This window comes from Rhodococcus sp. Leaf225 (genome assembly GCF_001426145.1).
Lineage (GTDB): Bacteria > Actinomycetota > Actinomycetes > Mycobacteriales > Mycobacteriaceae > Rhodococcoides.
The window spans coordinates 462,445-486,354 of the sequence record NZ_LMRN01000009.1 but is presented as its reverse complement, the minus strand read 5'-3'; the positions used below and the strand labels follow the sequence as shown (position 1 = coordinate 486,354).

At 69.4% G+C, this 23,910-nt stretch carries 26 protein-coding genes, 1 pseudogene and 1 riboswitch; of the genes and pseudogenes, 13 read left to right on the top strand and 14 right to left on the bottom strand.

What is annotated here, in order from left to right:
• Positions 1 to 15 precede the first annotated feature (15 nt).
• From ASG69_RS06610 to mnhG, 6 genes and pseudogenes are all read left to right on the top strand, one after another.
• Positions 16 to 2,841 carry a Na+/H+ antiporter subunit A gene (locus tag ASG69_RS06610; protein WP_056442264.1) on the top strand — a complete coding sequence of 942 codons (2,826 nt, stop codon included), beginning with the start codon at positions 16 to 18 and terminating at the stop codon, positions 2,839 to 2,841.
• Positions 2,838 to 3,407: a Na(+)/H(+) antiporter subunit C gene (locus tag ASG69_RS06605; protein ID WP_027506246.1), complete on the top strand. Its 570-nt coding sequence runs from the start codon at positions 2,838 to 2,840 to the stop codon at positions 3,405 to 3,407. Before ASG69_RS06610 ends, ASG69_RS06605 begins: the two co-directional genes overlap by 4 nt.
• The gene (locus tag ASG69_RS06600; RefSeq protein ID WP_037186104.1) at positions 3,404 to 5,047 is read left to right on the top strand and encodes a Na+/H+ antiporter subunit D; all 1,644 of its coding nucleotides are present in this window, start codon (positions 3,404 to 3,406) and stop codon (positions 5,045 to 5,047) included. Before ASG69_RS06605 ends, ASG69_RS06600 begins: the two co-directional genes overlap by 4 nt.
• On the top strand, positions 5,044 to 5,709 hold the full coding sequence (locus ASG69_RS06595) for a Na+/H+ antiporter subunit E (RefSeq protein WP_235578870.1): 666 nt from the start codon (positions 5,044 to 5,046) through the stop codon (positions 5,707 to 5,709). The genes ASG69_RS06600 and ASG69_RS06595 overlap by 4 nt, the downstream gene beginning before the upstream one ends.
• Positions 5,706 to 5,957 (top strand): annotated as a pseudogene (locus tag ASG69_RS06590) (monovalent cation/H+ antiporter complex subunit F); the annotation flags it as partial. The gene ASG69_RS06595 and the pseudogene ASG69_RS06590, both read left to right, overlap by 4 nt.
• 95 nt (positions 5,958 to 6,052) lie before the next feature.
• A complete protein-coding gene (gene mnhG, locus ASG69_RS06585; RefSeq protein ID WP_027506245.1) occupies positions 6,053 to 6,400 on the top strand; it encodes a monovalent cation/H(+) antiporter subunit G in 348 nt (115 codons plus the stop codon).
• A gap of 15 nt (positions 6,401 to 6,415) precedes the next feature.
• Here mnhG and ASG69_RS06580 read toward each other — a convergent pair whose 3' ends face one another.
• From ASG69_RS06580 to ASG69_RS06565, 4 genes are all read right to left on the bottom strand, one after another.
• Positions 6,416 to 7,531, bottom strand: coding sequence for a glutamate--cysteine ligase (locus ASG69_RS06580; RefSeq protein ID WP_056441413.1), 1,116 nt, complete (start codon positions 7,529 to 7,531; stop codon positions 6,416 to 6,418).
• A gap of 41 nt (positions 7,532 to 7,572) precedes the next feature.
• A complete protein-coding gene (gene sodC, locus ASG69_RS06575) occupies positions 7,573 to 8,304 on the bottom strand; it encodes a superoxide dismutase[Cu-Zn] (protein ID WP_027506243.1) in 732 nt (243 codons plus the stop codon).
• Positions 8,305 to 8,351: 47 nt separating this feature from the next.
• Positions 8,352 to 8,828: a LytR C-terminal domain-containing protein gene (locus ASG69_RS06570; protein WP_056441410.1), complete on the bottom strand. Its 477-nt coding sequence runs from the start codon at positions 8,826 to 8,828 to the stop codon at positions 8,352 to 8,354.
• Between the two features lie 128 nt (positions 8,829 to 8,956).
• Entirely contained in the window at positions 8,957 to 9,265 is a 309-nt protein-coding gene (locus ASG69_RS06565) for a DUF3263 domain-containing protein (protein WP_027506241.1), read from the bottom strand.
• Positions 9,266 to 9,536: 271 nt separating this feature from the next.
• Between ASG69_RS06565 and ASG69_RS06560 the strand changes: the two genes are divergently transcribed.
• Genes ASG69_RS06560 through ASG69_RS06550 form a run of 3 tightly spaced genes read left to right on the top strand, consistent with a single transcriptional unit; the run spans position 9,537 to position 11,910 of the window.
• Positions 9,537 to 10,133 (top strand): peptide deformylase, encoded by a 597-nt coding sequence (locus ASG69_RS06560; RefSeq protein ID WP_056441407.1) that lies wholly within the window; start codon positions 9,537 to 9,539, stop codon positions 10,131 to 10,133.
• Complete coding sequence (locus ASG69_RS06555) at positions 10,130 to 11,065, top strand: N-acetylglutamate synthase, CG3035 family (RefSeq protein ID WP_056441404.1); 936 nt, start codon at positions 10,130 to 10,132, stop codon at positions 11,063 to 11,065. The genes ASG69_RS06560 and ASG69_RS06555 overlap by 4 nt, the downstream gene beginning before the upstream one ends.
• An 11-nt stretch (positions 11,066 to 11,076) precedes the next feature.
• Positions 11,077 to 11,910, top strand: a complete 834-nt coding sequence (locus tag ASG69_RS06550; RefSeq protein WP_056441401.1) for an exodeoxyribonuclease III — start codon at positions 11,077 to 11,079, stop codon at positions 11,908 to 11,910.
• On the opposite strand, the gene ASG69_RS06545 is transcribed toward ASG69_RS06550, so the two are convergent.
• Together ASG69_RS06545 and ASG69_RS06540 are read right to left on the bottom strand one after the other, a co-directional pair.
• Positions 11,817 to 12,197 (bottom strand): GNAT family N-acetyltransferase, encoded by a 381-nt coding sequence (locus ASG69_RS06545; RefSeq protein WP_056441399.1) that lies wholly within the window; start codon positions 12,195 to 12,197, stop codon positions 11,817 to 11,819. The genes ASG69_RS06550 and ASG69_RS06545 overlap by 94 nt on opposite strands.
• Before the next feature lie 87 nt (positions 12,198 to 12,284).
• Positions 12,285 to 12,611, bottom strand: coding sequence for a GNAT family N-acetyltransferase (locus tag ASG69_RS06540; protein ID WP_056442260.1), 327 nt, complete (start codon positions 12,609 to 12,611; stop codon positions 12,285 to 12,287).
• A gap of 210 nt (positions 12,612 to 12,821) precedes the next feature.
• Here ASG69_RS06540 and thiD point away from each other — a divergent pair, with 210 nt between their 5' ends.
• Complete coding sequence (gene thiD / locus ASG69_RS06535; protein WP_082544297.1) at positions 12,822 to 13,676, top strand: bifunctional hydroxymethylpyrimidine kinase/phosphomethylpyrimidine kinase; 855 nt, start codon at positions 12,822 to 12,824, stop codon at positions 13,674 to 13,676.
• Here the strand turns inward: thiD and ASG69_RS06530 are convergent.
• From ASG69_RS06530 to thiO, 7 genes are all read right to left on the bottom strand, one after another.
• Positions 13,638 to 14,456: an adenylate/guanylate cyclase domain-containing protein gene (locus ASG69_RS06530; RefSeq protein ID WP_197027813.1), complete on the bottom strand. Its 819-nt coding sequence runs from the start codon at positions 14,454 to 14,456 to the stop codon at positions 13,638 to 13,640. The genes thiD and ASG69_RS06530 overlap by 39 nt on opposite strands.
• A gap of 42 nt (positions 14,457 to 14,498) precedes the next feature.
• Positions 14,499 to 15,983 (bottom strand): M28 family peptidase, encoded by a 1,485-nt coding sequence (locus ASG69_RS06525; protein WP_056442257.1) that lies wholly within the window; start codon positions 15,981 to 15,983, stop codon positions 14,499 to 14,501.
• 25 nt (positions 15,984 to 16,008) lie between these two features.
• Positions 16,009 to 16,803 carry an ABC transporter permease gene (locus ASG69_RS06520; protein ID WP_027506235.1) on the bottom strand — a complete coding sequence of 265 codons (795 nt, stop codon included), beginning with the start codon at positions 16,801 to 16,803 and terminating at the stop codon, positions 16,009 to 16,011.
• The gene (locus ASG69_RS06515) at positions 16,800 to 17,759 is read right to left on the bottom strand and encodes an ABC transporter ATP-binding protein (RefSeq protein ID WP_056442255.1); all 960 of its coding nucleotides are present in this window, start codon (positions 17,757 to 17,759) and stop codon (positions 16,800 to 16,802) included. Before ASG69_RS06515 ends, ASG69_RS06520 begins: the two co-directional genes overlap by 4 nt.
• A 102-nt stretch (positions 17,760 to 17,861) precedes the next feature.
• Complete coding sequence (locus tag ASG69_RS06510; RefSeq protein WP_027506233.1) at positions 17,862 to 18,620, bottom strand: thiazole synthase; 759 nt, start codon at positions 18,618 to 18,620, stop codon at positions 17,862 to 17,864.
• Positions 18,613 to 18,819: a sulfur carrier protein ThiS gene (gene thiS / locus ASG69_RS06505; RefSeq protein WP_027506232.1), complete on the bottom strand. Its 207-nt coding sequence runs from the start codon at positions 18,817 to 18,819 to the stop codon at positions 18,613 to 18,615. The genes ASG69_RS06510 and thiS overlap by 8 nt, the downstream gene beginning before the upstream one ends.
• 9 nt (positions 18,820 to 18,828) lie before the next feature.
• Complete coding sequence (gene thiO, locus ASG69_RS06500; RefSeq protein ID WP_082544296.1) at positions 18,829 to 19,923, bottom strand: glycine oxidase ThiO; 1,095 nt, start codon at positions 19,921 to 19,923, stop codon at positions 18,829 to 18,831.
• A riboswitch (TPP riboswitch) is annotated at positions 19,916 to 20,023 on the bottom strand. (Overlaps the previous gene by 8 nt.)
• A 105-nt stretch (positions 20,024 to 20,128) precedes the next feature.
• On the opposite strand from thiO, the gene thiE reads away from it, so the two are divergent.
• Positions 20,129 to 20,812, top strand: coding sequence for a thiamine phosphate synthase (thiE, locus tag ASG69_RS06495; protein WP_056442251.1), 684 nt, complete (start codon positions 20,129 to 20,131; stop codon positions 20,810 to 20,812).
• Positions 20,813 to 20,815: 3 nt separating this feature from the next.
• On the opposite strand, the gene ASG69_RS06490 is transcribed toward thiE, so the two are convergent.
• The gene (locus ASG69_RS06490) at positions 20,816 to 21,508 is read right to left on the bottom strand and encodes an NUDIX hydrolase (RefSeq protein ID WP_056441389.1); all 693 of its coding nucleotides are present in this window, start codon (positions 21,506 to 21,508) and stop codon (positions 20,816 to 20,818) included.
• A gap of 118 nt (positions 21,509 to 21,626) precedes the next feature.
• On the opposite strand from ASG69_RS06490, the gene ASG69_RS06485 reads away from it, so the two are divergent.
• Both ASG69_RS06485 and ASG69_RS06480 read left to right on the top strand, forming a co-directional pair.
• Positions 21,627 to 22,937, top strand: coding sequence for a hypothetical protein (locus tag ASG69_RS06485; RefSeq protein ID WP_056441386.1), 1,311 nt, complete (start codon positions 21,627 to 21,629; stop codon positions 22,935 to 22,937).
• Positions 22,937 to 23,908: a glutamate ABC transporter substrate-binding protein gene (locus ASG69_RS06480; protein WP_027506227.1), complete on the top strand. Its 972-nt coding sequence runs from the start codon at positions 22,937 to 22,939 to the stop codon at positions 23,906 to 23,908. Before ASG69_RS06485 ends, ASG69_RS06480 begins: the two co-directional genes overlap by 1 nt.
• Positions 23,909 to 23,910 lie beyond the last annotated feature (2 nt).

The following is a 23,910-nucleotide window of genomic DNA, read 5'->3' as shown; positions in this document are numbered from 1 at the left end:
ACGACGGAGTGCCTCTTGCTTTCCATTCTCGTTGCCCACACGGTGGCCGCGCTGATCGCGCCGCTTCTCGTGCGTCTGTGGGGACGACAGGCTTTTCTTCCGCTCGCCGCGGTGCCGGCCGCCTCGCTCGTCTGGGTGGCCGCGAACTGGAACACCGAGCAGCGACTGTCCATCGAGTGGGTCCCCGGACTCTCCATGAACATCGATCTGCGCTTCGATTCCCTGGCCGCGGTCATGTCCACGCTGGTGCTCGGCATCGGCGCACTGATCCTGCTCTACTGCGCTCGCTACTTCGAGGACGACGAGCCCCGTCTGGGCATCTTCGCCGCGGAGCTCGTCGCATTCGCCGGTGTCATGTTCGCGCTGGTCACCAGCGACAACATGCTGATGCTCTACATCTTCTGGGAACTGACGACGGTGCTGTCGTTCCTGTTGGTCGGGCACTACGCCGAGCGCGCCTCGAGTCGACGCGCCGCGACGCAGGCTCTGCTGGTCACCACGGCCGGCGGTCTCGCCATGCTGGTCGGCATCATCGTGCTGGGCCAGACGGTGGGCAGTTACAACCTCTCCGACGTCATCGAGGCGGCGCCCCGCGGCTGGTTGGCGGGCACCGCCCTGGTCCTGGTCCTGGTCGGCGCGCTGAGCAAGTCGGCCATCGTTCCTCTGCACTTCTGGTTGCCCGGCGCCATGGCCGCGCCGACACCCGTCAGCGGGTACCTGCACGCCGCGGCGATGGTCAAGGCCGGCATCTACCTGGTGGCGCGTCTCGCACCGGGCTTCGCCGACGCCGGGCCCTGGCGCTTCACCATCCTCACGCTCGGTCTGGCGTCGATGCTCGTCGGCGGCTACCGCGCACTGCGTGCGTACGACCTCAAGCTCGTGCTCGCATTCGGCACGGTGAGCCAGCTCGGCTTCCTCGTCGCCATCGTCGGCATCGGTTCGCGGACGGCGATGCTCGCGGGCCTCGCGATGGTCCTCGCCCACGGCTTCTTCAAGGCCGCGCTGTTCATGGTGGTGGGCATCATCGACCACTCGACCGGCACCCGAGACGTGCGCAAGCTCGCGCATCTCGGGGACCGGTCGCCCGTTCTCGCCGCGACGGCCGTGATCGCAGCGGCGAGCATGGCGGGCCTTCCGCCGTTCCTCGGTTTCATCGGCAAGGAGACCGCGTTCGAGTCGACGCTCGACTCGGACGCGATGGGTCCGCTCTCGTCTGCGCTGGTGCTGGCCGCGATGGTCGTCGGCTCGATCCTGACCGTCGCCTACAGCCTGCGCTTCGTGTGGGGCGCCTTCGGTCGCAAGAAGCTGCGGCAGCCCAGCGCCGCCGTCGCCTCGATGCACGCACCGGGATGGTTCTTCCTCTTCCCGCCCGTGCTGCTCGCCGTCCTCGGACTGGTGGCCGGCCTCGCCGCGCCGGTCGTCGACACCCTGATCGCGCCGTACAGCAAGACCCTGCCTTCCTACGGCGCGAAGGACTACCACCTCGCGCTGTGGCACGGCGTCAACCTCCCGCTGGGTCTGACCGTCGTCGTCATCCTCGTCGGCGTCCTGCTCTACCGAGTGCACAAGGCGATCGCGCGAACGGTCCCGGCCGTGCCGCTGAACGCCGACCGGGTGTACGACCGCGTCCTCTACCTGATGGACCTGCTGTCGCTGCGCCTCACCGGAACCACCCAGCGCGGTTCGCTTCCCGGCACGCAGGCGACCATCCTTGCCACCCTCGCTCTGTTCCCGCTCGTGTCGCTGATCGTCTACACCCGCACCGGCGTCGAGAGTCGTCTCGCCGACTCCCCGATCCAGCTCATCGTGGGCGCCATCATGGTCGCGGCCGCGATCGGCGCCGTGGTGATGAGGAACCGTCTGGCAGCGGTGCTGCTCGTCGGTGTGACCGGCTACGGCTGCGGTGTGCTGTTCGCGGTGCACGGTGCGCCGGACCTCGCGCTGACCCAGTTCCTCGTCGAGACGCTCACGTTGGTCGTGTTCGTTCTCGTGCTGCGCAAGCTGCCGGCGGAGATCGACGAGGGGCGCGCGTTCGGCCGCAAGCCGGCACGCGCTGCCCTGGCCGTGCTCGTCGGCATCACGGTCACGCTGGTGGGAGCGTTCGCGATGAACGCACGCAGCACCCGCCCCATCGCGGAGTTGCTCCCGGACGCCGCGTACAACTTCGGTGACGGCAGCAACGTGGTCAACGTGATCCTGGTCGACATCCGCGCCTGGGACACCCTCGGCGAGATCTCGGTGCTGCTCGTCGCGGCCACCGGCGTCGCCAGCCTGGTGTTCCGCAATCGTCGCTTCGGCAGTGCGCCGCGCGTGTCCGACGCCCCGTCGGCGATGGACGGCCAGCAGGTCGCGTCCGAGATCACGTGGCTCAGCGGCAGCGATCTCATCGACCCCAAGCACCGCGTCCTGGTCCTCGAGATCACCACTCGCCTGGTGTTCCCGACGGTCATGATGCTGTCCATCTACTTCTTCTTCGCCGGCCACAACGCGCCCGGCGGCGGCTTCGCGGGTGGACTCACCGCCGGCCTCGCCCTCGTGCTGCGCTACCTCGCCGGTGGCCGCTACGAGCTCGGCGAGACGGTGCCGTTCGACGCCGGGAAGATTCTCGGCATCGGCCTCCTGTTCGCCGGCGGTACGGCCCTCGCCTCGTTGTTCCTCGGAGCACCGGTGCTGTCGTCCGCCACCTTCGAGGTGACGCTCCCGATCCTCGGCGACATCAAGATGGTGACCGCCCTGTTCTTCGACCTGGGTGTCTATCTCATCGTCGTCGGACTGGTTCTCGACGTCCTTCGAAGCCTCGGAGCGCGCCTCGACGCGCAGATCGAAATGAGCCGCCAGTGACCGCGAACATCGGAATGCTCGTGGTCGTCGCCGCGCTGATCGCGGCCGGGGTCTACCTGCTGATCGAACGCAGCATCATCCGGATGCTGCTCGGCGTGCTGCTCATGGGCAACGGGCTGAACCTGCTGATCCTCACCTCCGGCGGTGGGTCGGGCAATCCACCCGTGGTCGGACGCGTGTCCGAGGTCGCCGACGGTGACGCGGATCCGTTGGCGCAGGCCCTGATCCTCACGGCCATCGTCATCACGATGGGCATCGCGGCCTTCGTGCTGGCCCTGGCGTACCGGTCGTACACGATCAACATCGCGGACGTCGTCGAGAACGACCCCGAGGACACCAAGGTGCTCACGCGTCGCAGCCTCGCGGACGCTCCGGACCGCGACAAGTCCGACGATCCGATCACCGGCGAGCCCGGCGAGGCCGGAGACGCCTTCGACAAGGACGGAAACCCGATTCCTCTCGACCAGATCGCCAACCGCGAGGACCTCGAGTGCTACGAGGATCTCCACGAGGGCAAGTTCCGTGACCGGGACGACGTCTCCACGCCGGCGGGTGACTCCCGATGACGCTGTCGCCGACCATCATCGGAACCCTCACCCCCCTCCCGGTCCTCATCCCGCTGCTCGCGGCCGCCCTGTGCCTCGTGCTCGGTCGGAAGCCACGCGCGCAGCGGGCGGTCACCATCGTCGCGCTCGTCGCCGTGACCGCCGTCTCGTGCGTCCTGCTCTACCTGGCGGACCGGGACGGCACCACCGCGCTGCAGGTCGGCGGGTGGGAGGCGCCGATGGGCATCACCCTGGTGGTCGACCGCCTGTCCGCTCTGATGCTGGTGGTCTCGTCGATCGTGCTGCTGGCCGTCATCGTCTACGCCGTCGGGCAGGGCATCCGCGACGGTGACGCCAATCAGCCGGTGTCGATCTTTCTACCGACGTACCTGGCGCTCACGGCGGGTGTGTGCAACGCGTTCCTCGCCGGTGACCTGTTCAACCTGTACGTGGGGTTCGAGGTCCTGCTCGTCGCGTCGTTCGTGTTGCTGACGCTCGGTGCCAGCGCCGAACGGGTGCGTGCCGGCGTCTCGTACGTCATGGTCTCCGTCGTCTCGTCGATGATCTTCCTGGCGGGCATCGCCGCCACGTACGCGGCCACGGGCACTCTGAACTTCGCCCAGCTCGCGCTGCGTTTCGACGACATCCCGCAGGGCACGCGGCTCGCGATCTTCTCGATCCTGCTCGTCGCGTTCGGCATCAAGGCCGCGGTCTTCCCGCTGTCGGCCTGGCTCCCCGACTCCTACCCGACGGCGCCCGCGCCGGTCACCGCCGTGTTCGCGGGCCTGCTCACCAAAGTGGGTGTGTACGCGATCATCCGGACCCACACGCTGCTCTTCCCGGACGGCGCCATGGACAACGTGCTGCTGGTCGCCGGTCTGCTCACGATGGTCATCGGCATCTTCGGTGCCATCGCCCAGAGCGAGATCAAGCGTCTGCTCTCGTTCACGCTGGTCTCGCACATCGGCTACATGATCTTCGGTGTCGCGCTGTCGACGAAGGCCGGTCTCTCCGGGTCCGTGTACTACGTGGCCCACCACATCCTGGTGCAGACCACGCTGTTCCTCGTGGTCGGTCTCATCGAGCGCCAGGCCGGGTCGTCGTCGCTGCGCCGGCTCGGTGGTCTCGCCGCGGCCAGCCCGCTCCTGGCCATCCTGTTCCTCGTTCCCGCGCTCAACCTCGGCGGCATCCCCCCGTTCTCCGGCTTCATCGGCAAGGTGGCGCTGCTGCAGGCCGGTGCGGACAAGGCGAGCGTGCTGGCCTGGGTCCTCGTCGCGGGCGGCACGATCACCAGCCTGCTCACGCTCTACGTCGTCGCACGTGTGTGGACGAAGGCGTTCTGGCGCGCCCGCGCCGACGCCCCGGACGGCGAGATGTCGGACGACTCCCCCACCGCGCTGCTCGACAACGCCAACGACGTCGACTTCGACAGCCGCGTCGATCCGGGCCGGATGCCGGTCGGGATGCTCGTCCCCACGGTGGGACTGGTGCTCGTCGGACTGTCGCTCACCGTGTTCGCCGGACCGTTCATCGGGATCAGCGACCGCGCCGCCGACGACCTGCGTGACCGCAACGTCTACATCTCGGCCGTGCTGGGCACCGTCGACGATCCCGTCACCTACGCGGACGGACGCGACGCACCGGCGGAGGGAGGACGATGACCCTCATGAGTCGCGACGTCGCCCTCAAGGCCGCGTTGCTCGCATGGCTCACCGGCGTGTGGGTGCTGTTGTGGGGCAACGTCTCCGCGGCCAACATCCTGGGCGGTCTCGCGGTCGGCACGTTCGTGATGACCGTGCTCGCGCTCCCGCGCGTTCCGGTCGAGGGCCGGGTGCACCCCCTGTCGGTGGTGCGACTGATCGGCGTGCTCGTCTGGTACGCGGCGGTGTCCAGCGTCCAGGTCGCCTGGGCCGCGATCCGTCCCGGACCGTCACCCGTCAACGCGGTGCTGCGCTACCCGGTGCAGATCAAGTCCGACCTGGTGCTGACGTTCATGGTGGACGCGCTGAACATGGTGCCCGGCACCATGGTGCTCGACATCGACCGCGAGGATCGGGTGCTGTACATCCACGTCCTGGACGTCGCGAAACCCGATGCGGTGGACCAGTTCCGCACCATCGTGCGTGCCTACGAGACGGCCTTCATCTCCGCGTTCGAGCGCGACCCGGAATGGCACCCGGCCACCGAGATCGAATCGATGGCGGACACCGACGTGGACAGCGTGGCCGACACCGTCGACGACATCAGCACCGACTACTCCGACAAGTCCGGCGACGAGAGTTCGTCCGCCCGCAGGTCGGACCGGAAGGAGGACCGGTCGTGACCGTCGTCCTGATCGTCTCCGGCGTGATGCTGCTGTCCGCCGCCGTCATCACCGCGTATCGCCTTCTCGCCGGCCCCAACTCGCTCGACCGCCTCGTCGCCGTCGACACGCTCATCGCGCTCACGGTCTGCGGGGTGATGGTGTGGGCGGTGTACTCCCGCGACACCACGCTGGTGCCGTCCATCGTCGCGCTGTCGGTGGTGGGCTTCGTCGGGTCGGTGAGCGTGGCGCGGTTCCGCGTCGCCGACACACCCGAGACCCGGCGCGCCGCGGCCGCCGCCACGGCGCGGACCCCGCACCCACCCCGCGGAGACGAGTCCGGCGACCGACGGCAGGGGAAGTCATGACACTCGTCCTCGACATCATCAGCGGCACGATGATCATCCTGGGATCGATCCTCGCGCTCACGGCGGCCATCGGAGTCGTCCGCTTCCCGGACACGTTGTCCCGCATGCACGCCGCCACCAAGCCTCAGGTGGTGGGGTTGATCCTGATTCTCATCGGCGCGTTCATCAGCCTGCGCGGCAACGTCGACATCTGGATGATCTTCCTCGTCGGCGTCTTCACGGTGCTCACGGCGCCGATCATCGCGCACACCGTGGGCCAGGTCGCCTATCGCGAGCAGAGCAGCCGTGACGACCTCTTCATGGTCGACGAGCTGCGCGCGGACGAGCGCAACGACCGAGCCTGATCAGCGACGTTCTGGTCAGCGAAGTTCGGAGATGAGCGAGTCGACGACGGCGATGAGGTCGCCCCCCGACCTCTCCGCCACGGCACGCTGACGCTGATACGACGCACCCTGGCGCGGGATGTCCGCGACGCGGCCCAGCTCGTCCGCGCACCCCAGCCGTACGGCGATCGGGGTGAGCTTCTCCAGCAGGTCGAACAGGTCGTCGGTCATGAGCCGCTCGTTGCTGTCGGCGTCGAGCACGATCTCGGCGTCCAGCCCGTACCGCGCGGCGCGCCACTTGTTCTCCTGCACGTGCCACGGCGGGATCGTGAGCAACGGCTCGCCGGCATCGAGCCGTTCGTCGAGATACACCACGAGACAGTGGATCAGGGCGACCAGGGCACCGAGCTCACGCTTGGTGGACACCCCGTCGCACACCCTGATCTCGATGGTGCCGAGCCGCGGCACGGGACGGATGTCCCAGTGCATGCCGCCGAGCTGCGAGATGACGCCGGTCTTCATCTGGTCGTGCACGAAACCCTCGAACTGCGACCAGGTCTCGAACTGGAACGGCAGTCCCGCGGTGGGGAGCTGCTGGAACATGAGCGCGCGGTTGCTGGCGTAGCCGGTGTCCGACCCGGCCCACATCGGGGACGACGCGGACAGCGCGAGCAGGTGCGGGTACTGCAGCAGGATCGAGTTGAGAATCGGGAAGACCCGGTCGGCGGAGCGGAGTCCGACGTGGACGTGGACGCCCCAGATCAGCATCTGCCGACCCCACCACTGTGTGCGCTCGATCAGCTCGTCGTAGTGCGGGGCCGCGGTGAGCTGTTGCGACGACCACTCGGCGAACGGGTGTGTCCCGGCGCAGAACAGGTCGACTCCCAACGGATCCGCGGCGCGGCGCACCAGATCCAGCGACTCGCTCAGATCGTCGATCGCTTCACCGACGGTGTCGCAGATGTCGGTCACCAACTCGACCGTGTTGCGCAGGAGTTCCTTCGTCACGCGCGGCGTGTGCGCTCCCGCGAGTTCCACGACGCCGTCCATCACCTCGGACGCGGTGTTCGACAGGTCCCGCGACATGCGGTCGACCAGCGCGATCTCCCACTCGACGCCGATGGTCGGACGCTCCGACCCGGCGAACGGCACCGTGGTCGATCTCGACTCGTTCTTCAGGGGGACGTGCCCGTCTACTCGGACTCGACGACCGCGCAGGCGACGCGGCTGCCGGCGTCGCCCGTGCTGAGGGTCGTCGCGTCGGGAACGGGCTGGCCGTCGGGCAGCGTGTAGCGCGTCGGGATGTTAGCGAAGTTGTCGGCGCCCGAGTGGACGATGACGGCCACGCCGCCGCGCAGGTCGTCGAGCGTGACCGAGTCGGTCGTCGTCGTGAGGTCGGCGGTGCCGTCCTCACGCACCTGCAGCGAGGTCAGGTCGCCGCTGGCCGGGTGGCCGGTGTTGCCGTTCACCTGCAGGTGACCGCCGGCGGACAGGAATGCGCCGGGCTCGCCGCCGGTGGGAGCGACCGAATCGGGCTCGCACACGGGGTTCTGATGCATGTGCAGGCCGTGGAAGCCGGGGGTCAGACCCTCAGCCTCGACAGTGACCTCGAGGTGTCCGTCGACCTCGGCGAAGGAGACCGTGCCCATGGTCTCGCCCTCGGGGCTGCGCAGGTCGCCGGTCATCGCGGCCTCGGTCGCCGAGCCCCCGCCCTCGGAACCCTCGCCGCCCGCGCTGTGGGACTCCTCGCCGTGCTCGGAACCCGCGGGCGCGGCGGAGCTGGTGAAGACGGGCGGGGTCGTGCCGGCGACGTCGCTGGCTTCCTCGCCGTTGCTGCAGGCCACCATGCCGAACAGGGCTACTGCGGCGAGAGGCGCCACGACGAGGGTGCGAGGTGCGACTCGGCTGCGCTTCCAGCTGGCCATGGTGAAGGTCTCCTAGATGTGTGGGGACGTGCTGACCTGAACTCTAGTCACCCGGTGACGATGACGATGATGCCGGGCGTGGAGGACTCGATGCCCTCGAAACGTGGTTCGACACCGAAGCCCAGTGTGGTCGCGATGCGTTCGGCCTCGGCCTGCTGACCGGACACCGACGGGTCGTAGTAGACCGTGGAGGCCGCGATGGTGCCGCTGCTGTAGTTGCCGGTCTCGCCGACCGTGAAACCGGCCGACTCGAGCGTCTGCGCCACCTCGGCGGCCAGTCCGCTGACATTGCTGTTGTTGAGCACGCGCAACGACTGTGCCGCGGCCGTGGTGGAGGACGGCGCACTGGTCGTCGTCGTGGCGGCCGACCCGGCGCTCGCGTCGGACTGCGGCACGGCGGGTGCTGCCGCAGCGGCGGTGGTGGTCACGGCCGCTGCGGTGGAGGTGGGCGTGTCCTCGTCCGAGCCCGTGAGGGAGAAGAACCCGAGACCTGCGAAGACGACGGCCAGCGACAGCAGAACCATGGCCAGTGCTCGCAACGGTGGGCCGGACGAGTCCGGGGTCGGAGTGCTCGCGGGGGTCTGATCAGTCACGCTGCGAGCCTAGCGACTCGGCCGAACCGGGTGACCGGGGCGGCGCGGGACGACACCCGTCAGATCTCGAAGCCGAGTCGACGCGCAGCGCGTGCCTTCTGCCGGCTCGCGCGCAGACGACGCAGGCGCTTCACGAGCATCGGGTCCGCGGCCAGCGCCTCCGGCTTGTCCACCAGTGCGTTGAGCACCTGGTAGTAGCGGGTCGCCGACATGTCGAACAGTTCCTTGATCGCTTCTTCCTTCGCGCCGGCGTACTTCCACCATTGGCGCTCGAACGAGAGAATGTCGTGTTCCCGGCGGGAGAGTCCGTCACTCGGCTCGTCGGCCCCGTCGGCTCGCCCGTGACTTCGCGCTGCAGCGCTGTCCATCTCACTCCTGTCGTCTGTGCCGCCCTCGGCATCGCGTCTCGCGAGCTCTGCCGTCGACCTCGGGCTGTGCCGTGTGAACCCGGCCGTGACCGTGTTCTCGCGCGTCCCCCGGACCCGAAGAGGTCCGCGCACGGCGGTGAATCACATCCGTGTCGTTCGCCGCCAATCTAACCACGGACCGGGCTCCGGGATGCGGCGACACCGCGGCGCGTCTCGGCCCGGCCGACCGGACCAGAAATCGTCCACCGGGCGGGCAGTATCCTTCTGGACCATGGCAATTCTCCCCATCCGTATCGTCGGTGACCCGGTGCTGCACACCCCCACCCAGCAGGTCACGGCGTCGCCCGCGGAACTCGAGACGTTGATCGCGGACATGTACGACACGCTCGAGGCCGCCAAGGGTGTCGGACTGGCCGCCAACCAGGTGGGTGAACCGCTCCGACTGTTCATCTACGACTGCCCCGACCACAACGAGGACGGCACGGTGACGCGCCGCCGCGGCGAGGTGATCAACCCGGTTCTCGAGACGTCGGAGATTCCCGAGACGATGCCCGATCCGGACGACGACGACGAGGGGTGCCTCTCGGTTCCCGGCGAGCAGCACCCGACGGGTCGGGCCGAGTGGGCGCGTGTCACCGGAACCGATGCGAAGGGTGAGCCCGTCGACATCGAGGGGCACGGTTTCTTCGCGCGCATGCTGCAGCACGAGGTGGGCCACCTCGACGGTTTCCTCTACGTCGACGTGCTGGTCGGACGCAACGCGCGGGCGGCGAAGAAGGCCATCAAGAAGAACGGGTGGGGCGTACCCGGGCTGAGCTGGATCCCCGGCACCGTCGCGGATCCGTTCGGCCACGACGACGACGAGTGACTCGGGACGCCCCGGTTCCGGGCTCGCGGGTGGTGCTGCGGTACCGCCTGCCGGACGGGTCGACCCCGCCGTTCACCGACGTGATCGGCATCCTCGCGGCGTCCGGCACCGCGGTGACCGTGCAGCCGGAGTCCGGTGACCCGGTGACCGTGCCGGCCGAGCGCATCGTCGCACTCAAGGCGTTGGCACCTCGGCCCGTCCGCAATTCGGAGATCCGCGGTCTCGAGAGTGCGGCGGCCTATGCGTGGCCGGGCCTCGAGCAGGAGTGGATCGGTGGATGGCTGCTCCGCGCCGGCGCCGGCGTGACCCGACGCGGCAATTCGGCAAGCCCCCTGCGTCCCGACGCGTCCGCCGTCGACCTGCCGGCCGTCGCCGCCTGGTACCGCGACCGGGACCTGCAACCCTCGCTGTCGTTGCCGGACCGACTTCTCCGGGCGCCGGCGGGATGGAGCCTGTCGGCCGAGGCACTGGTGCTGACGCTGCCGATCCCGTCGTCGACCGGGCCGGACACGGACACGGACACGGACACGGACACCGAGCGCATCGCCGCGCCCGACGACCGATGGCTGGCGCACCATCCCCGCTACCGGCATCGTCCGGACCTCCTCACCGCGGTCCACGACGGTGTCGTGACCTTTCTCCGACGAGGCGACACCGCGGTCGCCCGCGCTGCCGTCACCGCATCGCCGACCGGACGACGCTGGGTCGGCATCACCGCGGTGGCCACTCGACCCGACGAGCGTCGGCGCGGTCACGGGTCCGCGGTGTGTGCCGAAGCGATGCGGTGGGGTGCCGACCACGGCGCGACACACGCCTACGTCCAGGTCGAGGTGGACAACGACGAGGCGCGATCGCTGTACGAGCGCCTCGGCTTCACCGAGCATCATCGCTACCGCTACGCGAGCCCGGAGGGTGTCACCGCCCCGGGCTAGGGTCGCTCACCGTGCGCCTGGCTACCTGGAACGTGAACTCCGTCCGCTCGCGAGTCGACCGCATCGTCGACTGGCTCGAGCGCTCCGATGTCGACGTTCTCGCGATTCAAGAGACGAAGTGCAAGGACGAGCAGTTCCCGTACCAGCGTTTCACCGACATCGGGTACCAGGTCGCGCACGTGGGCACGAGTCAGTGGAACGGTGTCGCCATCGCGTCACGCGTCGGGCTCGACGACGTGCAGATCGGGTTCGAGAACCAGCCGGGGTTCAGCAAGGACCCGGAGGTCCCGCCCGCCGACGAGGCCCGGGCCATCGGCGCGACCTGCGGGGGCGTGCGCGTCTGGAGCCTGTACGTCCCCAACGGACGGTCCCTCGAGGACCCGCACTACCGCTACAAGCTGGACTGGCTCGCGACCCTGCGCGACGACGCCCGGTCGTGGCTCGCCGCCGATCCGCAGGCACGCATCGCGTTGGTCGGTGACTGGAACGTGGCCCCCACCGACGACGACGTCTGGGACCCGGCGCTGTTCGAGGGCCGCACGCACACCTCGGGACCGGAGCGCGACGCGTTCCGAGCCATCGTCGACGAAGGATTCGCGGACGTGGTGCGACCGTTCACCCCCGGCCCCGGTGTCTACACCTACTGGGACTACACGCAGCTGCGTTTCCCGCGCCGCGAAGGGCTCCGCATCGACTTCGTGCTGGCCTCACCCGCACTCGCGGCGCAGGTCACCGACGCCTCGATCGATCGTCAGGAGCGCAAGGGGAAGGGCGCCAGCGACCACGCGCCGGTCGTCGTCGAGCTGGGCGGGGACGCCGCGGTGACCGAGCCGGCCGGGGCCTGATCGGCCACCATGTCGAGGTACTCGATGTTCGCGCCGATGAATCGCCGCACGTAGGAACACCGGGGCCAGATCGACAGGTCACCGATACGCAGGATGTCGAGGGCGCCGCGCACGAGGACCGCTGCCCACCCGTGGTCGCCGAACTCCTCCTTGACGACGGTGTGCTGGAGCACGACCGTGTCGCTGTCGGGGGCGACCTCGTACGCGAGGATGCCGACGAGCGCATCGCCGACGGTCAGGACGAAGCGCGAGTTGCTCGAATCGTCCGACACGAGACTGGTGTCCATGACAACAGTTCATCACCGATGTTGTGACGGATGGTGTTCCTGTGACTGTTGATGCGCAATCGCGACGAAGTCGTCACGGTGTCGAGATCAGTCGGCGGTCACCATGTCGCGGTACTCGGGGTTCTCGGCGACGAAGCGCTGCACGTAGGTGCAGACCGGCTTCACCTTCCAGCCGTAACCGCGAGCAGCGTCGAGGGAGTTGCGGACCATGATGGCGGCGAGGCCGCGATGCCCGAAGTCCTCGGTGATGACGGCGTGCATGAAGCTGACGACGGGCTGACGACGCGCACCGCGTCCGACGGAGTCGACGGGGAAGTACCCGACGATCCCGACGAGGTCACCGTTGAGCCGGAGCTCGAACCGGTTCTGGTGCGGGTTGTCTGTCACATCGGTGACGGGCGCATCCGACAGCATCATTCTTCTCCTGGCGGCCGTGGGGCTCACCCGGTTCCTGTGCGAACCCGGGCGCGGGGCGGGACACGAGCAGCCTCGTCGCCGCGGTCGTGTGCATCACATGGGTGCATGTGACGTAGACCACTATTGCACAGGATTCGCGTCTTCGCCGGGGGAGCGGGTGAATATGTGGCGAACTCACGGGAAAAGCGCTCGAGTACAGTTCGGCGTGTGACAACGCTGCCTCTGGCACCTTCCGGGACGACGCCACTGCGCGTCCTCACCATCGCCGGCACCGACTCCGGCGGCGGCGCCGGAATCCAGGCCGACTCGCGCACCATCGCTCTGTGCGGACTGCATGCCTGCGTCGCGGTCGCCGCCGTGACGGTGCAGAACACGGTGGGAGTCAGCGGTTTTCACGAGATCCCACCCGCCGTGGTGGCCGACCAGGTGCGAACGGTGGTGTCGGACATCGGCATCGGCGCAGCCAAGACCGGCATGCTGGCGTCCACCGCCATCATCGAGGCCGTCACCGACGTGTGCACCGAGGTCGGGATCGGCCGCGGTGGCTCGGTACCGCTCGTCGTGGACCCGGTCTCGGCGTCGATGCACGGCGATTCCCTCCTGCACGCCGATGCTCTGGATGCGCTGCGCACCAGACTCATTCCCCTCGCCACGATCGTCACGCCCAACCTCGACGAGGTCCGACTGCTCACCGGCATCGACGTCGAGGACGAGGTGACGGCGCGACGGGCCGCCGAGGCACTGCACGGTCTCGGCGCCCAGTGGGCCGTCGTCAAGGGTGGGCACCTGCGGACCTCGTCGTCGAGCACCGATCTGCTCTTCGACGGTGAGCGGATGCTCGAGTTCACGAACCCTCGTATCGACACGGGCAACGATCACGGCGGCGGCGACACCCTCGCCGCAGCGCTGGCGTGCGCCCTCGCCCACGGCTACGCGGTGCCGGACGCGTTCGAGTTCGCGAAGGAGTGGGTCACGAAGTCGCTCGAGGCCGCGTACGACCTCGGCCACGGGCACGGCCCGGTCTCACCGCTCTGGCGACTGCACCAGTCGACTGATGCGTAGATCCTCCGGAACACCGGTCAGCTTCGGCGAGAACAACCCGCGCCGGTAGGGCTTGGTGGCCAGCCCGACGGTGTCCAGCACCTCGGGTGACACCAGATCCAGCGCGGCGTTCGAGATCATGACGTTGCCGTCGGCACCGGTCTGCATGACGCGCGCGGCCACGGTGACGTCGACGCCGAGCCAGTCCGATCCGACGGCGCGCGGACAGCCGGTGTGGATGCCGACGCGCATCCGCGGGGTGTAGCCGTTCACGTCGACACGCGCCAGAGCAGTCTGCGCCTCGAAGACGGCCCGCACCGCGTTGTCCGCGCTGGGGAAGACGGCCATCAGCCCGTCCCCCAGGCGTTTCACGATGTGACCGCCGCGATCGAGCATTGGCCGCTCGACCGCACGGGCGACCTGCTTGAGCAGCACCAGCGTGGTGGCGTCACCGGCGGACAGCGACCACGTGGAGAAGCCGACCAGATCGGTGAAGACGATGGTGACCTCGCGTTCGCCCCGCCCGCGGCCCGCGCGTTCGAGCACCGCCTGCCACACCTGCAGCGCACCCAGCGAGAGTTCCTTCGAGGCGCCGGGAGCGTCGCCCTGCAGCCGGTCGGTGACCCGCGCGACCATGCGCGCGGCTCCGGGTCCGGCCGTCGAGAGCGGATCGCCGAACGACGGATCACCGGGCAGCACTCCGCGTACGCGGCGGACCAGTTCGACGACCCGCGGCGTCCGGTTGACGGTGCGGGCAGCGTCGGCGGCCCGACGGGCGGCGTCACCTGCGCTGATCTTCACCGCTCGACCTTATCTTGTCGTTACTCCGAGTGACAGTAAACGTCACTCGGCCTGACGGGCAGCGTCTCGATCGGCACCCACGGGGACGCCGTTCGGGCCCGTCACCGACTCGGCGTACGTGCCGATGCCGTAGGCGACGGCCTTCGAGTTGATGCCGAGAGCCTCCCGGTCGACGTTCTCGAGCGTGTCCTCGGCGGTGTGGTAGTTCGGGTCGAAGGGCTCGTTCGCCGTCCCGCCCCAGCGCGCGGCCTGCTCCTCGGTCTTCACGTCGTCGGCGCCGCTGAAGACACCGCCCGAGGGGATGCCGACCTCGATGAAGGGGCCGTAGTCCGAGCGCCCGTCGAAGTCGGTGCCGTCGGCGTCCTGCGTCGTGAGCTGCTCCTCGAAGACTCGCTCGATCGCGTCCGAGCCGGTGGGGCCGGCGGGCTCGCCGACCTGATCCGAGTCGTCTCCGTCGTAGACGAGGTAGCCGGCGTTGTTCGACCCGACCATGTCGAAGTTCAGGTAGAGCGCGATCGCGGCCTTGTCCTCGTCGGACAGTCCCTCGACGTACTTCGTGGATCCGACCAGACCGAGTTCCTCCGCGCCCCAGAACCCGAACCGCACGGCGTTGGTCACGTCCGGCGAGCCACCCATCTGCAGAGCGGACTCGAGCACGGCGGCGGTACCGGTGCCGTTGTCGTTGATGCCCGGGCCCTCGGGGACCGAGTCGAGATGCGCTCCTGCCATGACGACGTTCTCGGTGGATCCCGTCGTGGTCTGCGCGAGAATGTTGCGGCTGGTCGTGGTCTCGGTCTCCGCGGCGAGCGTGATCTGCGCGGTGGTCGGGGCCGCGGCCAGAGCGGCACCGTCCTCACGGCTGACACCCACCGACGGGATGCGGGCATCCTCCTTCGCGCCGAGCGTGCCGGCGTCGAGCGGACCGTCCTCGTTGTTGGACACGATGATCGCGGCGGCGCCGCGATCGGCGGCGATCTGCCCCTTCTGCGCGAAAGAGCACACCCCGCGCGGGACCAGAGCGACCGCGCCGGTCAGCGTGAGGCCGTCGTAGTCGGTGGCCTCGCAGCCGGGTGAGTCGTCGGCAGGTGCTGCCACGATCGGACCGGAGACCCCACCGGCGGGCGTGGCCGGTGAGTACGTGAACGCGCTCACCGGCACGTCGCGGTCGGCAGCGCGCAGCGCCACCGAGTCGAGGGTGTAGCTGTCGAACGAGAACTCGGGCGTCTCGACGTCGAAGCCCGCGTCCCGCAGTGTGCCGGCAACGTAGTCGACGCTGGCGTCGTATCCGGCGGTGCCGGCGGCGCGATTACCGTCGTGCGCGTCGGCGATGTCGGAGAGCTCCTGCAGGTGGCTCACCACCGCGTCGAGGGTGACGGCCTCGGACAGCGAGGAACCCGTGACCGGTGCGGCCACGGGTTCCTCGGACGGGGCGGCTCCCTCACCGGACGAGCCGGAGGAGCAGGACGACAGCGCGAGCACTCCCGCCGCACAGATCGCGATGGACAGGGTCGATCGTGTCGTCCGCATGAACGTCACCCTAACGAAAGAGCGGTCACGCGTCTCGCTTGTTCACCACCACCACTGCGGCGCCGAAGACGACGGCGACGAAGGCCGCGAAGTAGGCCAGGCTGCCCCACGGTCCCCAGTGGTACTCCACTCCGCCGGGCGAACCGAGGAAGTTGTTCGCGTTCATGAACGGGAGGAAGGGCATGATGTCGCGCCCGATGCTGCCGAACAGGTTGAACAGCGACTCGATCAACAGCGGCCACAGGAGCAGCAGTGCGATCGCGGCGGCCGACTGTCGCAGCAGCGCACCGACTCCCACGGCGAGGACGACGCACAGGAAGGCGTAGATCGGGACACCGTAGATGGCACGCCACGCGTCCGAACCCTCGAGCACGAGTGCGGCGCCCGCATCGGGACCGGCCGTGGCCTTCGCGATGTAGAACGCGCCCAGCGTGAGCACCAGGGACAACACCGCACCGAAGACGCCGATGAGCAGCGCCTTCACGCCGAGTACCGAGGCACGGCTGGGGATGGCCTGGAACGTGGTCCGGATGATGCCGAAGCGATACTCGCTGGTGATCGACAGCGCCGCGAGAATCATGAGCACGAGAACGCCGAACCCGCTGACGCCGGCGACGGCGTCCGCGAGGGTCGGCAGGTACGGCTCGAAGCCGGGGTCGTTTCCGGCGGCGATGTCGTTCTGCACGGTGGTGACCGTCGACTTGGCCGTGATGCCGATGACGGCACCGATGCCCAGCCCGAGCGCCACGATGATGACGGTGCACCACCACGGCGACTTCGTCGAGGTGAGTTTGATTCGTTCCGCTGCAAGCACACTCATCGCAGTGCCCCTCCCATCACGTCAGTATCGGTACCGGTACCGGCGCCGTGGTACTGCACGTCGTCACCGGTGAGTTTCATGAACGCGTCCTCGAGCGAACCGTGCTGGGACGCCAGCTCGTGCAGGACGATGTTGTGGCGCGCGGCGATCTCGCCGATCGCCTCCGTGGTGGACTCGGCCACCACGAGAGTCGGATGCACCTGATCGAGGCTGCTGGGCTCCTTGACCGTCAGACCTGCCGACGTGAGCGCGCTGCGCAGGGCGTCGAGCTGGGGGCTGCGGACGCGGACCGACGCCTCCGAGGCGCGGTCGACGAACTCCTGCACGGACGAGTCCGAGATGAGCCGGCCGCGGCCGATGACGATCAGTTGTTCTGCGGTGAGCGCCATCTCGGAGAGCAGGTGCGAGGACACCAGCACAGTCCGCCCCTCGGCGGCAAGTCGCTGCATGAACTTGCGGATCCAGACGATGCCCTCGGGATCGAGTCCGTTGACCGGCTCGTCGAACATCAGGACCTTCGGGTCACCGAGCAACGCACCGGCCAGACCGAGTCGCTGCGACATGCCGAGGGAGAACCCGCCGGCCTTCTGCTTGGCCACCTCGGACAGACCGACGAGGCGGAGCACCTCGTCGACGCGGGACGAGGCGATGCCGTTGGAGGCCGCCATCCACTGCAGGTGAGCGCGCGCGGATCTGTTGGGGTGCACCCACTTCGCGTCGAGCAGAGCGCCGACGGTACGAATGGGATTCTTCAGCTCACGGTAGGGCCGACCCTCGATGAGTGCCGTTCCGGACGTGGGCTGATCGAGCCCGAGGATCATCCGCATCGTGGTGGACTTGCCGGCACCGTTGGGGCCGAGGAAGCCCGTCACGATACCCGGGCGCACCGTGAAGGAGAGATCGTCCACGGCTTTCTTCGCGCCGAACTGTTTGGTCAAACCTGTCACTTCGATCATGTGAATCAGGATGCCCGAGCAGGACCACCGACCACATCGCTCCCGGGTCTCGACCCGGGTCATCCGAAGGGATGACGTGACCCTGAGCCGCCCCCGGGGTGGTCAGTCGACGTCGGGCGAGGACGCCTGCGCCCAGAACCGTTTCGGGATCCGGCCCGCCAGCGCCGCCGATCGTCCGCCGCGCACCGCATCGGCCATGGCGGAGGCCATCATTCGCGGATCACGAGCGCGTGTCACCGCGGTGGCGAGCAGCACCGCCGAGCACCCCAGCTCCATGGCGAGTGCCGCGTCGCTCGCCGTGCCGATGCCTGCGTCGAGCACCACGGGAACCCCTGCGGCCGAGGTGATCATCTCGATGTTGTGCGGATTCGCGATGCCCAGCCCCGTCCCGATGGGCGATCCGAGCGGCATGACCGCGGCGCACCCCACGTCCTCGAGGCGACGCGCGAGCACCGGATCGTCGGTGGTGTAGGGCAACACGACGAAATCGTCGTCGACGAGTTGCTCCGCGGCGCGCACCAGCTCGATGGCGTCGGGCAGGAGGGTCCGCTCGTCCGCGATCACCTCGAGCTTGATCCAGTCGGTCTCCAGCGCCTCTCGTGCCAACTGCGCGGTGAGCACGGCCTCGGCGGCGCCGCGACATCCCGCCGTGTTGGGCAGCAGGGCGATGCCGAGGCGCGTGAGGAGATCGAGCACCCCGGTGCCGCCCGAGGCGTCGACGCGGCGCAGGGCGACGGTGGTGAGTTCCGTCCCCGATGCGACGAGGGCCTCCTCCAGCACCGCGAGGTTGGCCGCGCCCCCGGTCCCCATGATCAGGCGAGACGTGAAGGTACGGTCGGCGATGGTCAGCTGATCAGCCACCCTGCACCGCCGTCAGCACCTCGATGGTCCAGCCGCGGCCCACGTCCTCGCCCCACCGCGAGCGCGGCAGCACGATTCCGTCCACCGCCACGGCGATGCCCTTCTCGGGAAGACCCAGCTGGGTCAGCATGTCCTGCACCGTCGTGCCGGGCTCGAGGTCGTGATCCGCACCGTTGACGGTGACGCCCACTGCGGTCATGTTCGTCTCCTACCGTGCCCGAGTCCGCGTGAGACTCGAAAACCGTTCGGGGAGAGCGCATGCCGCTTCCGTCAACGGCTCGCCCTCCAGTTCTGCCACCACGGCGTCCGCCGTGACGGGCGCGAGCAGCACCCCGTTGCGACCGTGACCGGCGGCGACGATCACGCGGTCGTCCCACCGCCCGACCACGGGGATGTTGTCGGGGCTCCCCGGCCGCAGGCCCGCCGCCGTCTCCGCCAACTCGTAGTCACCGACGGCCGGGAACACGGCCTCGGCGTCCGCCAGGAGGTCGCGGACGCCGGCGACGGTCACGGCGGTGTCGTCACCGTGCTCGTACTGCGTCGCACCGACCACCAGACCGTCGCCACGGGGGACCAGGTACACCGCGCGACCGTTGACGCTCGCGCGGACGGTACGCGTCGGCGCACTCGCCGAGCCGGGGCGCGCACGCAGGCGCAGGATCTCGCCCTTCACCGGCCGCACCGGGACGTCCGGCAGCAGACGGGACGTCGACCACCCCGCAGCGACCACCACACGATCGGTGGTGAGCGCGTCGAGGTCGGTGACGGGAGCACGCTCGATCCGCACTCCCCGGTCGCGGACCGCGGACTCCAACGCGAGGACCAACGCCCGGTTGTCCACCGACAACTCCCCCGGCGCCGACAGGCCCAGGCGAACGCGCGGCGAGAGTGACGGCTCCAGAGTGCGCACCTCGCTGCGCGAGAGGATCTCGAGATCGTGGCCCTGCGCACCCACCCAGTCGGCGACAGTGCGCAGGTCCGCCGCGTCGGCCGAGTCGAACGCGACGGTCAACGACCCACTCGACACGACGACGCCCCGACCCTCCAGGTCCGCGCGCAGCACCGGATCGTGCCATCGTCGCAGCGACGCGGAACCGAGTGCCAGGAGTGCGTGTTCGCCGGGCCAGCCCTCGGACAGCGGCGCGAGCATGCCGCCCGCCACCCAGCTGGCGGCGCCGTCGCCGACAGCGCGTGCACCGAACGTCGGGTCGTGCAGGGTGACGGACCATCCCGCCGCCGCGGCGGCGCGGGCGCAGAAGAGGCCGATCACCCCGCCGCCCACGACGGAGACGGATCGCTGCATGAAACTCACTTCCTCCGCCGGCATGACCCGGGTCAGGTGGTTACGGTCTGGGCGGCCTCGCCCACTCTCAGCCCCGTCCGGGACTCCCGTGTTCGTTCCCCTTCACCCTAACCGGCTGATGACCCGACCGGCCTCCGGCCTTCCCGCCATCACCCGACCGGCCTCCGGCCTTCCCGCAGTACTGGGTGGTACTACATTCACACTCGTGACGACTTCGAGGACCACCGCCCGCGAGCGGCTCGCCACCGCCCGTCTGTACCTCTGCACCGACGCCCGCCGCGACACCGGCGACCTGGCCAAGTTCGTGGACGCGGCGCTGTCCGGGGGCGTCGACATCGTGCAGCTCCGCGACAAGGGGTCGGCGGGCGAGAAGAAGTACGGCGCCATCGAGGCGAAGGACGAGCTCGCCGCTCTCGCGGTCATCTCCGCCGCGTGCCGCCGTCACGGCGCGCTGATGGCCGTCAACGATCGTGCCGATCTGGCGCTCGCCTCGGGCGCCGACGTGCTGCACCTCGGCCAGAACGATCTGCCGGTGCACTACGCGCGCCGCATCGTGGGCCCGGACGTCGTCATCGGGCGCTCCACGCAGAACCGGGCACAGGCCACGCTCGCCGACATCGAGGACGGCGTCGACTACTTCGCCACGGGACCGGTGTGGGCGACTCCCACCAAGCCGAACCGTTCGGCCGCGGGCCTGGACGTCGTGCGTGAGGTCGCCGAATCGCATCCCACCCGGCCGTGGTTCGTCATCGGCGGGGTCGAGGAGAACAACGTCGCGCAGGCGCTCGAGGCGGGTGCGTCCCGCATCGCGGTGGTGCGGGCGATCACGCAGGCTCGCGACCCCGAGGCGGCGGCCCGTCGACTGCTCGATCTGCTGCCGTCGGTCTGACCGTCAGAGTCCGTCCGGCGACAGGACGGTGACGTCGGCGGGAACCGCCGAGCGCACCGCGTCGTCGGCCGTCACGACGACGACGCGCAGGTCGGTGTCGTTCCGGACGGCGGCGAGCGCCGCGTCCACGTTCTCGGCCCGCACGGTGTCGACGATCCACCCGAAGCTGCCGACGGCCAGTCGTACGGTGCGCGCCGGGAGGTCGTCGGGGGCGTCGGCGGCCAGGACGGCGCGGACGGGCACGGTGCGCAGCGACGGCCAACTCTCGGCGAAGGCGGGGTGCAGCGGCAGCGAGTCCACCTCGTGCTCGGCGACCCAGCGCAGTTCGGTGCTCTCACCGTTGGGAACCGTGTCGAGTTCGCGCTCCGCGTCGGCGATCACAGTGGTGTAGGACCACCCCGAGTCCTCGACCTTGGTGACGTGCTCGTCCCGCACGGTCAGCAGGTCGTCGGTGATGCCCGCCTCCTCGCCGGCCTCGCGCACGGCCGCGTGGACGGCGCTCTCGTGACTGTCCCTGGCACCACCGGGCAGCGCCCACGTCCCGCCCTGATGACTCCAGGCCGCACGGTGCTGCAGCAACACCACGGAGCCCGCCGACCCGGTCGGAGCCCGCAACAGCAGACCGGCCGCGCCGTGTCGTCCCCAGTGCCGGCTCCCGTCGCTGCTGAAGACCCAGCCGTCCCCGTCACCGCGCATGGTTCACCGTCCGCATTCCCCCACCTTATTGCTCCTCGCGTTGCCTGTGCTCGGACCACGGTGGGCCTATGCTCGAATCCGGACATGAGGGCGACCGATCGCGCGGGAAGGGGTCGAGGTGTCACAGCAGACGAGTGCGCTGACTCTGCGCGCGCCCGTCGACACCCGCTCCGAACGATCGGAGTTCCTTCGTTCCACTCCCGTCCGCCTGTTGGCGGTGGGTCTGCTGGTGGTCGCGACGCTCGTGACCACCGCTCTCGTGACGACGCTGTCGGTGTCGGACCGCCAGCGCACCCTCGAACTTCTGCTCGCGCGCACCGAGCCGCTGTCCGATGCGGCGCAGAACCTGTACGTGCAGCTGTCGGTCGCGGACGCGACGGCGGCGACGGCCTTCCTCTCGGGCGGTCTGGAACCCGGTGACGTCCGTGGTCGGTACACGGACTCGCTCGGAGCGGCGGCGGGCGAGGTGGTCCGCGCGTCCACCGGACTCGCGAGCGACGACGCGACGTCGCGGCAACTGCTGGCGACGATCTCCACGAACCTGCCGCTGTACGCCGGCATCATCGAGACCGCGCGGACGAACAACCGCGTCGGCAATCCGGTGGGTTCCGCGTATCTGGCCGAGGCGTCGACCCTCATGCAGAACACGATCCTGCCGTGGGCCGAGGAACTGCACGCGGAGAAGTCCGGTGACGTGTCGGATGCGCAGCGCCAGTTCGCGACACCACCCTGGTCGGCGTTCGTCGTGCTGGGCATCACCGTGCTCGTGCTCGTCGGCGCGCAGATGTTCCTGAGCCGGAAGACCAAGCGCACCGTCAACGTCGGTTTCGCGGGTGCCACGGTGGGCGTCGTACTGCTGCTCGGCTGGATGCTCGTCGCCGGGCTCATCTCCTCGACCGCCACCGACCGCGCTCTGGTGCGCGGCGCGGAGCCCCTGGACCTGCTCACCACCAGCCGGATCCTCGCCCAGCAGGCACGCGCCGACGAGACCATCGGCATGACGCGGCGCGGCGGCTTCGCCGACTACGAGAAGTCGTACTCCGACGCGGTGTCCGGCCTCGCCGACACCCTCGGCACACTCGCGCACGACGACGACACGCACAGTCCCCGGATGGACGACGCCCGTGCGCTGGTGTCGCTCTGGACCAGCTCGCACGACCGGATGAACGCGTCGCTGGACATCGGCGACTTCGACACTGCCGTCACCATCGCCACCGGAACGGCTGCCGGCGACTCCAGCGACGTGTTCGGTCGGCTCGACTCGGCTCTCGTCGAGGAGATCGAGGCGTCCCGCGCGTCCCTGCGAGACGACGTCCAGCGTGCGTCGGGCGTGCTGGCCGGCCTCACCGTGGGCACCGGCATCGTGTGCGGCCTGGCCGTGCTCGCCGTCGTGGGCGGTATGTGGTCGCGTATCCGGGAGTACCTGTGATGCGCCGCGCGGCCGTGATCGCCGCCGCGCTCATCCTCGTCCTGACCGGCTGCGCGGACACCACGCCGGTGCCGGAGGCGCCGGACCGCGCCACTGTCGCCGAACCGCTGCCCGACGGGGCCACCGGCGTCACCCCGGGCGCACCGATGCCACCGGCGGAGGACTGCGGCGACCCCCGTGCGAGCCTGCGGCCCAACTACGCCGCGCCCGACGGCGCACCCGTACCCGCTCCGAACGTCGACGCGATCCGCGCCCGCGGGCGCCTCGTCGTCGGGCTGGACACCGGCAGCAACCTGTTCAGCTTCCGCGATCCCGTGAGCGGTGAGATCGTCGGCTTCGACGTCGACATCGCCCGCGAGGTCGCCCGCGATCTGTTCGGGGACCCGGACCGGCTGGAGTACCGCATCCTCGCGTCCGCCGAGCGGATCGACGCCCTGGCCGAGGGCGAGGTCGACATCGTCGTCAAGACCATGACCATCACGTGTGCCCGGCGCGAACGGGTGACCTTCTCCACCGTGTACTACCAGGCGGATCAACGGGTTCTGGCCGTCAAGGGCTCGGGCATCACGGGTGTCGGTGACCTCGGCGGTCGGCGCGTGTGCGCCGCGGCGGGCACCACGTCGTTGCTGCGCATCCAGCGTCTGCAGCCCAGTGCCCAGATCGTCAGCGTGCCCAGCTGGGCGGACTGTCTCGTGGTGCTGCAGCAGGGCGGTGTCGACGCCGTCAGCACCGACGACGCGATCCTCGCCGGACTCGCCGCCCAGGATCCGTACCTGGAGATCGTCGGGTTCTCCATCGCCGCGGAGCCGTACGGGATCGGCGTGACGCTGGGTCACGACGACCTCGTGCGCGTCGTCAACAGGACGCTCGAACGCATTCGCGGCGACGGCACCTGGAACCGCATCTACACCCAGTGGTTGTCCGTCCTCGGCCCGTCTCCCGGCGCGCCCTTTCCCGTCTACAACGGCTGATC

What these genes read in the sequence shown, in the direction of transcription:
- ASG69_RS06600 (WP_037186104.1), top strand. Translation starts at nt 3,404, where the DNA reads ATGACGCTGTCGCCGACCATCATCGGAACCCTCACCCCCCTCCCGGTC.
- ASG69_RS06595 (WP_235578870.1), top strand. Translation starts at nt 5,044, where the DNA reads ATGACCCTCATGAGTCGCGACGTCGCCCTCAAGGCCGCGTTGCTCGCA.
- mnhG (WP_027506245.1), top strand. Translation starts at nt 6,053, where the DNA reads ATGACACTCGTCCTCGACATCATCAGCGGCACGATGATCATCCTGGGA.
- sodC (WP_027506243.1), bottom strand. Translation starts at nt 8,304, where the DNA reads ATGGCCAGCTGGAAGCGCAGCCGAGTCGCACCTCGCACCCTCGTCGTG.
- ASG69_RS06570 (WP_056441410.1), bottom strand. Translation starts at nt 8,828, where the DNA reads ATGGTTCTGCTGTCGCTGGCCGTCGTCTTCGCAGGTCTCGGGTTCTTC.
- ASG69_RS06565 (WP_027506241.1), bottom strand. Translation starts at nt 9,265, where the DNA reads ATGGACAGCGCTGCAGCGCGAAGTCACGGGCGAGCCGACGGGGCCGAC.
- ASG69_RS06560 (WP_056441407.1), top strand. Translation starts at nt 9,537, where the DNA reads ATGGCAATTCTCCCCATCCGTATCGTCGGTGACCCGGTGCTGCACACC.
- ASG69_RS06545 (WP_056441399.1), bottom strand. Translation starts at nt 12,197, where the DNA reads ATGGACACCAGTCTCGTGTCGGACGATTCGAGCAACTCGCGCTTCGTC.
- ASG69_RS06540 (WP_056442260.1), bottom strand. Translation starts at nt 12,611, where the DNA reads ATGCTGTCGGATGCGCCCGTCACCGATGTGACAGACAACCCGCACCAG.
- ASG69_RS06525 (WP_056442257.1), bottom strand. Translation starts at nt 15,983, where the DNA reads ATGCGGACGACACGATCGACCCTGTCCATCGCGATCTGTGCGGCGGGA.
- ASG69_RS06520 (WP_027506235.1), bottom strand. Translation starts at nt 16,803, where the DNA reads ATGAGTGTGCTTGCAGCGGAACGAATCAAACTCACCTCGACGAAGTCG.
- ASG69_RS06515 (WP_056442255.1), bottom strand. Translation starts at nt 17,759, where the DNA reads ATGATCGAAGTGACAGGTTTGACCAAACAGTTCGGCGCGAAGAAAGCC.
- thiS (WP_027506232.1), bottom strand. Translation starts at nt 18,819, where the DNA reads ATGACCGCAGTGGGCGTCACCGTCAACGGTGCGGATCACGACCTCGAG.
- thiO (WP_082544296.1), bottom strand. Translation starts at nt 19,923, where the DNA reads ATGCAGCGATCCGTCTCCGTCGTGGGCGGCGGGGTGATCGGCCTCTTC.
- ASG69_RS06490 (WP_056441389.1), bottom strand. Translation starts at nt 21,508, where the DNA reads ATGCGCGGTGACGGGGACGGCTGGGTCTTCAGCAGCGACGGGAGCCGG.
- ASG69_RS06480 (WP_027506227.1), top strand. Translation starts at nt 22,937, where the DNA reads ATGCGCCGCGCGGCCGTGATCGCCGCCGCGCTCATCCTCGTCCTGACC.